Origin of the sequence: Streptomyces sp. NPDC127068, from assembly GCF_042724695.1 — a bacterium.
GTDB lineage: Bacteria > Actinomycetota > Actinomycetes > Streptomycetales > Streptomycetaceae > Streptomyces.
Map to the genome: position 1 here is coordinate 1 of NZ_JBHXEN010000019.1, position 13,181 is coordinate 13,181.

Below are 13,181 nucleotides of genomic sequence, written 5' to 3' on the forward strand. Positions count from 1 at the left end.
GCGGGGGGGGTGTGGGCGGGGGGAGGAGGGGGGTTCAGCCCCCGCCCCCCACTTAACTGTTCATCTCCGGCCGCGGTTCCCAGGCCCTAGGGCCTGGGAACCACTCCTTTTTTGTTGCCCTCTTACCGGGGCGGCGAACGTGGGGAGATGAGGACCAGCAACCGCGCGACGGTCGCTGATCCATGCCCGCTGCGGTCAGGAGGGCTGCACCAGCTTGGTGTCGTAGGCTAGGATCACGGCCTGGATGCGGTCCCTGGCCCCGGTCTTCGCGAGCACGCGGCCCACGTGGGACTTCACCGTGGACTCGGCCAGATGCAGCCGCGCGGCTATCTCCGGGTTCGTCCAGCCTCTGCCGATGACGGTCAGGATCTCCAACTCCCGTTCGCTGAGCGAAGCGATGCGCTCGTCGACCCCGTCGTCTCCCTGCTCGGCCTCGGAGGGGAGGTGCTGCACGTACGCGTCGAGGAGCCGCCGGGTCAGGCTCGGTGCGACCACCGCGTCCCCTGTAGCCACGGCGCGGATGCCGGAGAGCAGCTCTTCGGGGAGGGCGTCCTTGACGAGGAATCCACTGGCTCCCGCCCGCAGCCCCGCGTACGCGTTACTCGTCCAGATCGAACGTCGTGAGGATCAGGACCCGGGTGTGTGCGCCGGCGGCGACGATGTGGCGAGTGGCGCCGATTCCGTCGAGGCCGGGCATGCGGATGTCCATCAGAACGACATCGGGGCTGAGGCGCTCGGTGAGGCGGACGGCCTCGGTTCCGTTGGCGGCCTCGCCCACGACCGTGATGTCGTCCTGGCTCTCCAGCAGCATGCGGAAGCCGAGTCGCTGCAAGGGCTGGTCGTCGGCGATCAGAACGGAGGTCACGTCACGGCTTCCTTGGGCAGGGGCAGCAGGGCGTGGACCCGCCAACCGATGGAGCGGCCCTGGTCGTCGGTGACAGGACCGGCGTCAAGTGTCCCCTGGTACAGGGCGGTCCGCTCACGCATGCCCGTCAGCCCCCGACCGGAGGACGGCGGACCGGGCGGACCGGATGGGCTGGGCGGCCGGGCGGACGGCTCGGTACGGGGCGACGGGCCGCTGCCGGGGGTGCCGCCGGTGTCCGTGACGGTGATGCTGACGAGTCCGGTCTCGTACCGGACCCGCACCTCGGCCGCGGCGCCGGGGCCCGCGTGCTTCATGGTGTTGGTGAGCGCCTCCTGGACCAGCCGGTACACGGTGAGTTGGAGGCCGGGCGGGACGGAGTGCGAGGTGCCGTGAACGGTGGTGCTGACCGGCAGTCCTGCGCTGCGTACGCGTTCTATGAGACCTTCGAGGTCCGCCAGGGCGGGCTGTGGGGACAGCTCGGGACTGGCCGCGGCCGGCTGGTCCTCACGCAGCACGTCGAGCAACCGCCGAAGCTCCGACAGTGCCTGTCGGCTGGTGCTCGCGATTGCTTGGAGTGCTTCTCCGGCCCGTGCCGGCGACTTCTTCGATGCATAGGCTCCGCCGTCGGCCAGCCCGGTGATCACGGACAGGTTGTGGCCGATGATGTCGTGCATCTCGCGTGCGATGCGTGTGCGCTCCGCGGCGGCGGCCAGACGTGCTTGCTGGTCCCGCTCGATCTCCAGTCTGCGGGCCCGTTCCACCAGGGCATCGGTGTGTTCGCGGCGACTGCGTACGACTGTTCCCAGGAGAGCGGCCATGACGCCCGCCCACAGCGGTTGGGCGACCGACTGGGACCAGCTCACTTGGGAGAAGCGGAGGGCTTCGGTGACCAGCGGTGCTGACAGCAGGGCGAAGGACCACCACAACATGCGGAAGGGCAGCCGGAGCGCGATGTGGAAGAGGGCGAGGAGTTGCAGGAAGGCTGCCTGGAAGAACGCCCCCGAGAGGGAGTTGGCGAAGGACACCACCGTCATGCACATCAGAACGGTGAAGGGGTGGGTCCGGCGCCAGAACAGCGGCACCGTGAATCCGAAGGTGAGGAACAGCATCAGCCAACCGGGCTGCTGGGGTTCCAGGGCCACCGTGCTCCAGCCGCCGCTGAGGTAGTCAGTGAGGGCGGCGCACACCCAAGCACCCGTCACCAACCCGTCCCAGAGGAACGGCCGGCGCAGGTCGATGGAGCGGCCGGCCTGCTGCACCCTGTGGATGAACTGGGTGTGGACCGGCTTGCCCGCGGCGGCCGTTGGGTGCGTCGGACCAGCCTCCGGCGCCCCGGGCACCGGCGTGCCGTGGGCCCGCGGACGGGGTGGTCGAGCGGTGTCGACGGTGTCGTACGTTCTTGTCGTGCGCACCTGAACATCGTCGTACGGGGCGGGCTCGTCGCACATCACACCACGGTCGTGGAACATCTCCCCCTGACCCCGTACCGGGGTATGAGAGGGATTCGCTACGCCAGTGTGATGTCCCCTGCCCCTCCACCATGGTCCTCTTCTCCTGCCCGGGTACGAGCCCGAGGGTTCCGAGTGAACCGTTCACGACGGTGCACCGGAGCGAACCAGTCCAGGAGAAGGGGCCCCGATGACGACGGCGACGACGAAGTGGCTGGTGCTGGTGCTGGTGCTGATGCGGCTGGCGGTGAAGCGCGTGGGTGTGTGGCAGTTGGAGCGGCAGATCAGGCGGGAAGTTCGTCCTCGGGCCAACGTGCCCGGGCCTGCTCACGGGAACGGAGCAGCGCCAGTGTCGGCAGCCCCCGCTCTTTCCCCGCGGCGAGCAGGGAGGGCAGCTGGGGGATGGGCGCGACCGCCGCCACATCGTCGAGGACGAGGGCGAGTGGTGGGTCGAGCCGACCGGAGGATGACCGTTCGGCCATGCGCCGGCCGTGCTCGACCACGCTTGAGGCCAGAGCCGTGAGGAGGGGCATGGCTCCGGGGCGGAGCTTGGGATCTTCGATCGCCTCGCCCACCAGATAGATCGTGCCCCCTTCGGACACGAAGGAATCCAGTGCGAGCGCATCAGTTCTGTTGGGTGTGCACGCCTCACGGACGTTCACGGTGAAGAGGGAGGAGAGCGTACGTGCCGTCAGCTCCTGTGCCATGTCCCTGCGTTCCGGGTGAGCGGTGAGCGCCGCTTCCAGTTCGCCCGCGCTGCCGGACGCGGCCTTGGGGTTGGTGCGCAGGGCGCGAACCGCTTCCTGGACCTGATTTCCCTGTGCCCACCGGTGGACGTGACGGAACTGGCGTCCGTCGACCGCGGCGGCGTGGAGGAAGCAGCGCATCAGGGTCTCGGCGGTATCGGCCACCGCCGCGTCCAGCTTCGCGGTGGGCCTCGTCGGAGCTAGCAGTGCCCTGGCCCGCTGTGCTGCCGTCTCCCGGTCCTCGCAGCCGCTGATCGGTGACCAGTGCAGGCGGGCCGGGGTGTCACAGAGGTGAAGGGGGTCGTAGAGGAGGACCGGGCCCAGCTTGGCACGGGCGTCCTTGGTGTCTTCCCACAGGGCAGGAGCGGAGGTGATGACGAGCACGGGACCTTCCGCGTCCCGTACTGCCTGGGCGGCCACGGGGTGGCGGTCCCGCGGGGGCCCCAGGAAAACGGGTCCGCGTGCGGCTGGTAGGGAGGTGTGGACGGGGGCACCGGGACCGGGGCCGGCTGGCCCGGTGGGTGGCACGGCGCCGCTCGTGGACGGCGTGCGGTGCGCCCGGCTCGGCGCATCGGCTTCGGCGGCGACCAGCGCTTGGGCTTGCACCTGCCGGGATTCCGATAGCTCGCTGAGCGGGGTATCGGCGGCATGAGAGGGGCGGGGACGGGGGGCGGGGGTGGGGGGAGCCCCCCGGAGCGGCTTCTCCAAACCATGCCGCTCCCCCACCTCCCCCGCGTACCGCGTCCCGTTCCGGTCCCCGGGAGCGCCGTCGTCTCCGTACTGCCGGGGTTCGTCGTACTCGTCCGCGTAGCGGGCGTGGGGGCCGCGGTGGCGGGCGACCTTGCGGGCGTGGGCGCGTTCGGCCCGGGTGAGGCCGGTGCGCAGGCGCGCGACCAGTCCCATCACGAGGAATCCGGCGACGACGAGTAGGGCGGTCTGAACGGCGAACAGGGTCCAGAACAGCTCGTGGCCGGAGAGTTGCTCGGCGGGGGTGGCGGGCCAGGCCCCGGTCACGTCCTGGGGGTTGGTGATCAAGTGGCGTAGCGCGGCGGGGGTGTTGTCGAAGGTGATCGCGGTGGGCCAGGAGCCGTGTGCCAGTCGGCCGGCGAGTCCGGTGGAGGACCAGATGAGCAGCGTTGCGCCGAGGAGAGCGGCGAGGCCGCCCACGAGGAGGGAGTCGGGCACGCCGCGACCGCCCTGCCCGCGGTCGCCGTCGTCGTACGGGGTTCCGTACCTGCTGCGGTCATGCCCGGGCATCAGGACACCGTCCGGTTCCGCATCGCTCCTCCGCTCGTACCTGTGTCACTGTCCCCAGTCGCCTCCGTGCTCACCCGCGTATCCCGGCAGGTGCGCCGCTGCACCACCACTGCTGCCGGGGTGCGGGCCGGTGTGCGGGTCATGCGACGGTCGATTCGGACGGGTCGCCCCACTGTTGTTCCACGAAGGCCGCGGCGCGGTGTTCCGCTTCGAGTTCCGCGGCGTGCAGGGCCTCGTCGCGGGTCGCGGAGGATTCGGTCATGGCGCGGTCGGTGAAGACGAGGGGGCGTTCGGCCTCGGTGACCAGGTGTTTGACGACCTGGACGTTGCCGTTGACGTCCCAGACGGCGATGCCCGGGGTGAGGGTCGGGATGATCTCGACGGCCCAGCGGGGCAGGCCCAGTACCCGGCCGGTGGCCCGGGCCTCGTCGGCCTTCTGGGCGTAGATGGTCCGGGTGGAGGCCATCTTCAGGATGGCCGCGGCTTCCTTCGCTGCGGCGCCGTCGACGACGTCGGACAGGTGGTGGACGACGGCGATGAACGAGAGGCCGAGGCGGCGGCCGAACTTCAGCAGCCGCTGGAACAGCTGGGCGACGAAGGGGCTGTTGATGATGTGCCAGGCTTCTTCGACCAGGAAGATGCGTTTCTTGCGGTCGGGGCGGATCCAGGTGTGTTCCAGCCAGACGCCCACGATGGCCATGAGGATGGGCATGGCGATCGAGTTGCGGTCGATGTGGGAGAGGTCGAAGACGATCAGCGGGGCGTCCAGGTCGATGCCGACGGTGGTCGGGCCGTCGAACATGCCGCGCAGGTCACCGTCGACCAGGCGGTCCAGGACGAGGGCGACATCGAGGCCCCAGGCGCGGACGTCGTCGATGGCGACGTTCATGGCCTGCGCGGACTCCGGTTCGGGGTGGCGGAGCTGTTCCACGATGTCGGTGAGTACCGGCTGCCGGTCCAGGATCGTTTCGTTGACGTAGGCGTGGGCGACCTTGAGGGCGAAGCCGGACCGTTCGTCGAGCCCGTGTCCCATGGCGACCTCGATGATGGTGCGCAGCAGGGCGAGCTGTCCGGTGGTGGTGATCGACGGGTCGAGCGGGTTGAGGCGGATGCCCATGTCGAGGGCGGCCGTCGGGTCGAGCCGGATGGGCGTTATGCCCAGTTCCTGTGCGACGAGGTTCCATTCGCCGACGCCGTCCTCGCCCTGGGCGTCGAGGACGACGACCTGTCGGTCCCGGAACCGGAGCTGCCGCAGGACGTAGGTCTTCTCCAGGGCGGACTTGCCGTTGCCGGACTCGCCGAGCACCAGCCAGTGGGGGGCCGGGAGCTGCTGCCCGTACAGCTGGAAGGGGTCGTAGATGTAGCCCTTGCCGGAGTACACCTCGCGGCCGATGATCACCCCGGAGTCGCCGAGGCCGGGTGCGGCGGTCGGCAGGTAGACGGCCTGGGCCTGGCCCGTGGAGGTGCGCACGGGCAGTCGGGTCGTTTCCACCTTCCCGAAGAGGAAGGCCGTGAACGCGTCCGTAAGGATGGACAGCGGGTCCCGCATCAGTTCATCAGCTCCCGTCCACACACATCACCCTGTCCCCGCTCATCGCTCATCATCGGTGGGTCCGGTTCACGTTCGCTGGCCTGGTTCGCGTGTTCACTGACCTGGTTCATGTTCGCTGGGGTCTGGTTCGTTTCCTGGACCCGGTCCACGTGCATGGCCTGGTCGTTCCCGTGGTGCGTGCCCTCCGTGGGGTGCAGGGCCGTGCGGTGGGGCCGGGTCCGCGGTGGTCCCGGCCGGGTGGTTCGGCTATTTGCGGATGCCGGTGGCGAACGGCAGGGTGTTGACGAAGGCGCGGTGGTGTTCGCGGTCGCACCACTCCAGCTTGAGGTAGGACTTGCCGGCGGAGGCGCGGATGGTGCGCTTGTCGCGGGCGAGGGCCTCGGGGGAGCGGGCGGACACGGTGATGTAGCCGACGAGGTTGACGCCGGCGGCGCCGGAGGCGAGGTCCTCGCCGCGTTGGTCGAGTCGGGAGTGGGCGGCGATGTCCCGGGGGTCGACGGTGCGGTTCATCTTGGCGGCGCGGCTGGCGTCGGCCTCGTCGTTGGTCTTCTCGGTGAGCATCCGTTCGATGGCGATCTCGGTGGGTTCGAGGTCCATGGTGACGGCGACCGTGCGGATGACGTCGGGGGTGTGCACGAGGAGCGGGGCGAGGAAGTTCACGCCGACGGGGGTCATCGGCCACTCCTTCACCCAGGCGGTGGCGTGGCACCAGGGGGCGCGGGTGCTGGACTCGCGGGTCTTGGCCTGGAGGAAGGTGGGTTCGACGGCGTCGAGTTCGGCGGGCCAGGCGTTGCGCTTGGTCATGGCCTGGATGTGGTCGATGGGGTGGTCCGGGTCGTACATGGAGTGCACGAGGGAGGCGAGGCGGCTCTGCCCCAGGGGTTGGCGCAGCCGGATGTCGGCTTCCTGGAGGCGGGAGCAGATGTCGGTGAGTTCGCGGGCCATGACGACGGCGAGTCCGGCGTCGCGGTCGAGTTTGCGGCGGCCGGTCTGGGCGCGGGCGGCGCGGGCCATGGCGTTGGCTTCGGCGGCGAGTTCCCGGCTGTGGTGCATGCAGGCGACGAGGTAGGCGCGGTGCTGTTCGCTGCTGGTGGACACCATGGACTGGAGTTGCTCGTAGGAGTCCTGGAGCCAGCCGGGGGCGTGGGTGTCGCCGCGCTGGGCGACGTCCTTGGCGTGCGCGTCGGGGTCGGCGGGCAGGGTGCGGGCGAGCATCTGGATGCGGGTGACGAAGCCGTCGCCGTTGGCCACGTGTTTGAGGAGGGTGCCGAAGCGGTCGACGAGGGCTTCTTGGTCCTCGGAGTCGCGCAGGCCGACGCCGGGGCCTTCGATTTCGATGGCGGCGGTGATGGTCTTGCGGTCGGCGTGGAGGAGGACGGCGATCTCGTCGGGTCCGAAGGGTGCGGAGAGCCAGGCGATGCGGCCGATGCCGGGCGGCGGCCCGATTTCGACTTCGTGGCCGTCGACGCTGATGCCGGCTTCGGGGGCTGCGGAGCGGTAGGTGGTGCCCCGCTTGAGTTGCCGTTTGAAGCTGCGGTTGATCTCGAACCACTTGTAGAAGGTGCGCCGTTTGTAGGGGACGTAGACGGCGGCGAGCGCGAGCAGGGGGAAGCCGAGGAGCAGCACGATCCGTAGGGACAGCACGGGGACGAGGAGTCCGCTCATCATGCCGATGAACGCCCCGGCGATGATGAGGGCGATCTCGCCGGTCTCGCGGTTGCGGCCGACGACGGCGTTGGGCCGGGCGCGGCCGATGAGATAGGTCCGGCGGGCTGCGGCCGGGTGGGACGCGTGGGACAGCGATTCGGTCGTCAACGTCCTTCACCTCCCGTGCGGTTGGTGTTGCGGTTGGTGCTGGCGTGCGGGCTGTTCATGGGGCTGGAGCGGGGTGCGGGTGCGGAGGTTCCGCCACCGCCCTGCCCGCTCTGTCCGCCCTGGCCGCGGCTGCTGTGGGCGGCGACGCCTCCGCTGACCGGGTTGCTGGGGCGGGGGGGTGCTCCGCCGCCGCCGTGGTCGGCGCGGGTGCTGTGGGTCTTGATGCCCTGGGAGACGAGGGCGGCGGGGGAGCTGATGACGGCGGCGGCGCGGCTTTCGGCGCCGTGTTGGATGCGGTTGTTGCGGGAGTTCGCGATCTCGTCGCCGAAGCCGGGGACGAAGCGGTAGATCATGGCGCTGGCGAAGATGGCGAGCAGGATGATCGCGAGTCCGGAGACGACGGCGGAGAACGCGTCGGGTCCGTCGTCGGAGCTGGAGAGGGCGCCGGCGAGGCCGAGGACGATCACGATGACGGGTTTCACCAGGATGACGGCGATCATGATGCCGGCCCAGCGGCGTACGTGGCCCCACAGGTTCTTGTCGACGAGTCCGGCGTAGACGACGGTGCCGAGGAGTGCGCCGACGTAGAGGAGGGCGGCGCGGATGACGAGTTCGAGCCAGAGGACGCCGGCGGCGAGGACCGAGACGAGGGAGACCACGATCAGCATGATCGGTCCGCCGCCGATGTCGTCGCCCTTGGTGAGGGCTTCGGAGAACGAGCCGAAGAACACGTCGGTCTGGCCGCCGGTGGCCTTGGCGAGGACGTCGGTGACTCCGTCGGTGGCGGAGACGACGGTGTAGAGGATCAGCGGGGTGAAGGCGGAGGCGATGACGGTCAGCCACAGGAACCCGACCGCTTCGGACAGTGCGGTTCCCATCGGTACGCCTCGGACGGCTCGTTTGGCGACGGCGAGCAGCCACAGCAGCAGGGTGAGGATGGTGGAGGCGGCGAAGACGACGGCGTACTGCTTGAGGAAGGTGGGGTTGGTGTAGTCGACTTCGGCGGTTTCCTTGACGGCCTCGGACAGTTTGTTCACGGTCCAGGCGGCGGCGTCGGCGCAGCCCTTGGCCAGGGCGTTCAGGGGGTCGAGGGCGTCGCCGAGGGTGTCCGCGGGGTTGTCGGAGGAACCGCTCCCGCCGCCTTCGTCCCGGTCACCGTCCTCGCAGTAGTCCTTGGCGGGGCCGCGGATGAGGTCGCACGGATCGTTGCTCGCGGAGGGGCTGGGCGTGGCGCTCGGCGATGAGCTCCCACTGGGCGAGGGGGTTGGCTCTGCGGTTGCCCGGGTGGCGAGGAGGACGAGTGTCGCCTGGACGGTGGTGACGGCGGCGGTGAGCGTGAGCGCGCGGTGGCGTCGGCCCGGAGGACGGAGGGCGTCGGTTGCGGGTGTGCGGGAGCGTTCGCTGCTGGGCGCTTGCCTATCGGGCATACGTGAACCCTCCGTACTCTTCGACTGCCTTCGCCAGGTCGTCGGCGGTGGACGCTCTCTGGTCACGCCCGGTGGGTACGGGCCCGTCCTGCTGGTCGAAGTCGGAGACCTTCCAGTCGCCGTCGGTCCACCGCAAGGTGTACGTGGTGGTGTACCAGCTCTCGGTGACGGGGTTCTTGGAGGTCTCGCCCGCGAGCCCGAACAGGGAGGTGTGCCATACCGCGACGGTCGCGGCGTCGGCGTTCGACTTCTCGACCTTGGTGCCGACGGGAATGGTCCGGGAGACGAAGGTCTGCCCGTCCGGTGTGCTGCCGTCGGGGCCCAGGCCGATGCGCTCCAGGAAGTCTCGTGCGCCGTACGCCTCGTCCAGGTCGGCCCGCCGTTCGGCAGCGGCATTGGGCACGTGGGTGGCTGTGATGATGGCGTCGCGGAGTGGTTTGTCGAACATGTCCGCCGAGCCGAGGGCGACCGCGTAGTTCGCGGCGGCCGACTGCGCCCCCTGCGCATCGCGGGCGAACCCGGTGGCGATGCCGCCCTGCTGGCCGTCGACGGGTCGGGTGCCGCTCGCCGCGGTGGAGTCGGCCTTGGGCCGTTCGGTGTCGGGGCGGGCCGTCGACGGTTCGTCACCGCCCCGGTTGGCGAAGGCGATCGCGGCGATGAGGAGGACGACGATCCCGACGACGGTGACGAGGCCGCGGGACGAGGAGCGGGCGGGTCTGCGGGGCCCGCCCGGGCGGTCGTCGGCGTAGTCGGGCAGTCGGGTCCGGGTCTGGCCGCTGCCGCCGGGCCCGGGCCTCCCGTACGGATCGGCGTGGCCGTCGCCGCGGCCGGGGTCGCCGTAGGCCCCCTCGTCCGGACTCATCGCGGGTGGGTCCCCTCCGTGTCGTGCCGGTCGCCGTCACCGGTCGCGGTGCGGGTACGGATGTCCGTACCGCGTGAGGCGTCCCCGTACCGACCGGTTCCGTGTCCGGTGCGTTCGCGCGGTCCGGCGCCCCCGTGCCCGGGTGTGTCGCCGGGGTGTGCACGGGGTCGTGCTGGTGTTCGCGGGGACGCGGTGTGGTGACGTGGCATCAGGGGACGCAATCTCAGCGGCGGACGGGTGGGCGGGGGCGGCCGGGGCGTGCCCCCGCGTGCGTCCCACCGGTGGGTGCGGGTCGCAGGGCGCGGCGACGGGGGTGCGGTGGCGGGGTCACACGGTCAGACGGCCATTCCGTACACGATGGTGAAGACCGTGCCGAGTGATCCGATGATGAAGACACCGGTGAGGCCCGCGACGATGAGTCCCTTGCCCTGCTCCGCGCTGAAGGTGTCGCGCAGTGCCGTGGCGCCGATGCGCTGCTTGGCCGCGCCCCAGATCGCGATGCCCAGACACAGCAGGATGGCCGCTGCCATCACCACCTGGATCATCACCCGTGCCTCGTTGCCCAGGCTCCCGAAGGGACCCCAGTCCGGGGCGATCCCGCCGATGATGGTGGTGATGTCGCCCTTGTCGGCTGCCCTAAACATGTAACTCACCGCCCCTGTATGGGTAGTTCCTGAACCCCCTGCGAGGGTGCAGAGGTCACGCTCATTCTCGCTGACGAATCCGCCTCAGCATGTCGACTTGGCGTCTTTGGTCGGCGGGTTTCGTACAAATTATTGTTCACCGGCTCACGCGGGGGCGTGAAACGGCATACAAGGGACCGTTTGATCACTCTGTGTATCATGCGGCGTCACGCCGGGCAATGATGGCCTTGCGCAACCTCACATCTGTTGGGTCGTTAGACCCTTTTCCCCTCCGTGGCGTGCCCTGCACCTGTTGCGGGTGTGCGCCGGGCGGCCCTCATGGTGCGTGCAAGGGCGCATCGGAGCGGTCGGCACCCCCTCGTTGCGCTCCTGTCGGGCCGTGGTGCCGGGCCTACACTTGCGGGCGGCGGACTCGCTGGCGCTGAGGAGGGGTTGACGGTGCGTAGGGCGCGTGGGGCCTGGATCGTCGCCGGTGCCGTCGTCAGCGGTGGGATCGGGTTCGTGTTGCTGCTGGTCGTCGCCACGTTCCTGGCCGCGGGGAACCTCGCGGGCGGTGGTGGTGGCCAGGGGGTCGGGCTGGCGAAGGGCGCGGTTCCGGCCGCGTACCAGCCGCTGGTGGAGAAGTGGGGCAACCTGTGCGCCGCGATCAACCCCGCTCTGCTCGCCGCCCAGCTGTACCAGGAGTCGGGCTTCAATCCGAGGGCGCAGAGCCCCGCGGCGGCGCAGGGCATCGCCCAGTTCATCCCCGGCACCTGGGCGACGCACGGTGTCGACGGGGACGGGGACGGGGACCGGGACGTCTGGGACCCGAAGGACGCGATCCCGTCGGCGGCCTCGTACGACTGTGCGCTCGCCACGTACGTGAAGGACGTGCCGGGCGACCCGACGAAGAACATGCTCGCCGCGTACAACGCGGGCCCGTACGCCGTGATCAAGTACGGCGGGGTCCCCCCGTACCGCGAGACCCAGAACTACGTGAAGATCATCACCAGTCTCCAGGAGAGCTTCGCGCGGCCGGTCGGCCGGGTGGAGCCCTCGCGGCAGGCGGCGGGGGCGATCCACTACGCCCAGGGGAAGCTCGGTACGGACTACCTGTGGGGCGGTACGGGCACGGCCGCGCAGGGCGGTCGCTTCGACTGCTCGGGGCTGACGCAGGCCGCGTACCGGAGTGTGGACATCGAACTGCCCCGGGTCGCCAACGACCAGTACAACGCCGGGCCGCACCCCTCGCGGGACGAACTGCTCCCCGGGGATCTGGTCTTCTTCTCGGACGACCTCACCAACTCGCGGGCCATCCGGCACGTGGGGATCTACGTGGGAGGCGGGTACATGATCGACGCGCCGAGGACGGGTGCCGTGATCCGGTTCACCCCGATCGATACACCGGACTATTTCGGGGCGACCCGGGTGACCCAGGACGGCGCGGAAGCGTTGCCGACGCGAACGCCGTCGACCTGAGGAGACCCGTCGTGACCAGGGGCGGGGCAGCGTGTCGGAGGGCTGAGGAGGCGTGTGATGATGAAGATCCGCACGCATCGAGTGGCTGGAATCTCCCTCCGGCGCCCGTCCCTGAGCTGCGATGACGAATCTCTCTTGGGTAACGTCTCAGTGATCTTTCGGTTGAGAGCGGAACGCGTCCCCGGGGGTTGTGCGTTCCTCGTGTACGTGGCCCCCGGGGCCGTCTCGGCCATCAGAGCGGGAGACCGCCCCGGCCGGGACCGAGGGACGGGCAGACGCCGGACGAACCGGCGGTGACCGTTCGACGTGACACGAGGATCAACGGGGGTTGGTCGGTGAGGCGCACAGCCGGGTGCGTCCGCAGTAGCGATGCATGACGAAGGGGCCGCGGCACCATGGCTGGACTCGAAGACTCCGGGTCGAACCCCGATGTCAGCCTGCTCTACGAGATCAATGGCCTGGCCAAGGACGCCCCGACCTGGTTCGACGACGTCATGCACTACGTCGGCGAGTACGGACTGATGTTCGCCCTCGTGCTGCTCGGGGTGTGGACCTGGTGGAAGCTGCGGGCCCGCGCGGGTTCGCTGGACGAGGCCGCGCAGTCGGCCGCCGCCGTCATCTGGGTGCCCCTGGCCGCCGCCATCGCGGTCATCGTCAACATCCCCATCCGCGGCTTCGTGGAGCGACCGAGACCGTTCAACGACCACGAGGGCCTGGAAGTCCTCATCGAGGGCAAGACGGACTACTCCTTCGTCAGTGACCACTCCACGCTCGCCATGGCCATGGCCGTCGGCATCTTCATCGCCCACCGCAAGTACGGGCTGATCGCCATCGTGATGGCGTTCTTCGCCGGGGTGTCCCGCATCTACATGGGAGTGCACTACCCCACCGACGTCATCGGCGGATTCGCCCTCGGCACGGCCGTCGCCCTGCTGCTCGCCCCGCTCGCCGCGATGCTGCTCACCCCGCTCACCCGGGCGATCGGGCGCTCCCGGCACGGCTCCTGGCTGATCGTGCCCCGCTCGGCCACCGATGTTTCCCGTGAAACGTTCGGCACCCCCGGCTCCCGCTCCGAGGAACGCGACCTCGCGGCCTGACGTCCACACC

General features: G+C 69.9%; 9 protein-coding genes and 1 pseudogene. 2 read left to right on the forward strand and 8 right to left on the reverse strand.

Annotated elements, in window-relative coordinates; translation table 11 throughout:
- Positions 1-195: 195 nt before the first annotated feature.
- The 8 genes and pseudogenes from ACFWIA_RS14180 to ACFWIA_RS14215 all read right to left on the reverse strand — a co-directional run bounded on the left by ACFWIA_RS14180 (position 196) and on the right by ACFWIA_RS14215 (position 10,616).
- A pseudogene (locus ACFWIA_RS14180) lies at positions 196-865 on the reverse strand (response regulator).
- Entirely contained in the window at positions 862-2,277 is a 1,416-nt protein-coding gene (locus ACFWIA_RS14185) for a sensor histidine kinase (RefSeq protein WP_387003871.1), read from the reverse strand. Before ACFWIA_RS14185 ends, ACFWIA_RS14180 begins: the two are co-directional and overlap by 4 nt.
- 320 nt (positions 2,278-2,597) lie before the next feature.
- Positions 2,598-4,316 (reverse strand): type VI secretion protein, encoded by a 1,719-nt coding sequence (locus ACFWIA_RS14190; protein ID WP_387003872.1) that lies wholly within the window; start codon positions 4,314-4,316, stop codon positions 2,598-2,600.
- Positions 4,317-4,455: 139 nt separating this feature from the next.
- Entirely contained in the window at positions 4,456-5,865 is a 1,410-nt protein-coding gene (locus tag ACFWIA_RS14195) for an ATP-binding protein (protein WP_387003875.1), read from the reverse strand.
- 249 nt (positions 5,866-6,114) lie between these two features.
- Positions 6,115-7,668, reverse strand: coding sequence for an SCO6880 family protein (locus ACFWIA_RS14200; protein ID WP_387004167.1), 1,554 nt, complete (start codon positions 7,666-7,668; stop codon positions 6,115-6,117).
- An 11-nt stretch (positions 7,669-7,679) separates the two neighbouring features.
- Positions 7,680-9,110: a hypothetical protein gene (locus tag ACFWIA_RS14205; RefSeq protein WP_387003878.1), complete on the reverse strand. Its 1,431-nt coding sequence runs from the start codon at positions 9,108-9,110 to the stop codon at positions 7,680-7,682.
- Entirely contained in the window at positions 9,100-9,972 is an 873-nt protein-coding gene (locus ACFWIA_RS14210; RefSeq protein WP_387003881.1) for a hypothetical protein, read from the reverse strand. Before ACFWIA_RS14210 ends, ACFWIA_RS14205 begins: the two co-directional genes overlap by 11 nt.
- Before the next feature lie 335 nt (positions 9,973-10,307).
- Positions 10,308-10,616: a hypothetical protein gene (locus ACFWIA_RS14215; RefSeq protein WP_385490204.1), complete on the reverse strand. Its 309-nt coding sequence runs from the start codon at positions 10,614-10,616 to the stop codon at positions 10,308-10,310.
- A 432-nt stretch (positions 10,617-11,048) separates the two neighbouring features.
- Here ACFWIA_RS14215 and ACFWIA_RS14220 point away from each other — a divergent pair, with 432 nt between their 5' ends.
- Both ACFWIA_RS14220 and ACFWIA_RS14225 read left to right on the forward strand, forming a co-directional pair.
- The gene (locus tag ACFWIA_RS14220; RefSeq protein WP_387003884.1) at positions 11,049-12,074 is read left to right on the forward strand and encodes an NlpC/P60 family protein; all 1,026 of its coding nucleotides are present in this window, start codon (positions 11,049-11,051) and stop codon (positions 12,072-12,074) included.
- Positions 12,075-12,469: 395 nt separating this feature from the next.
- Complete coding sequence (locus tag ACFWIA_RS14225; protein ID WP_387003886.1) at positions 12,470-13,171, forward strand: phosphatase PAP2 family protein; 702 nt, start codon at positions 12,470-12,472, stop codon at positions 13,169-13,171.
- Positions 13,172-13,181 lie beyond the last annotated feature (10 nt).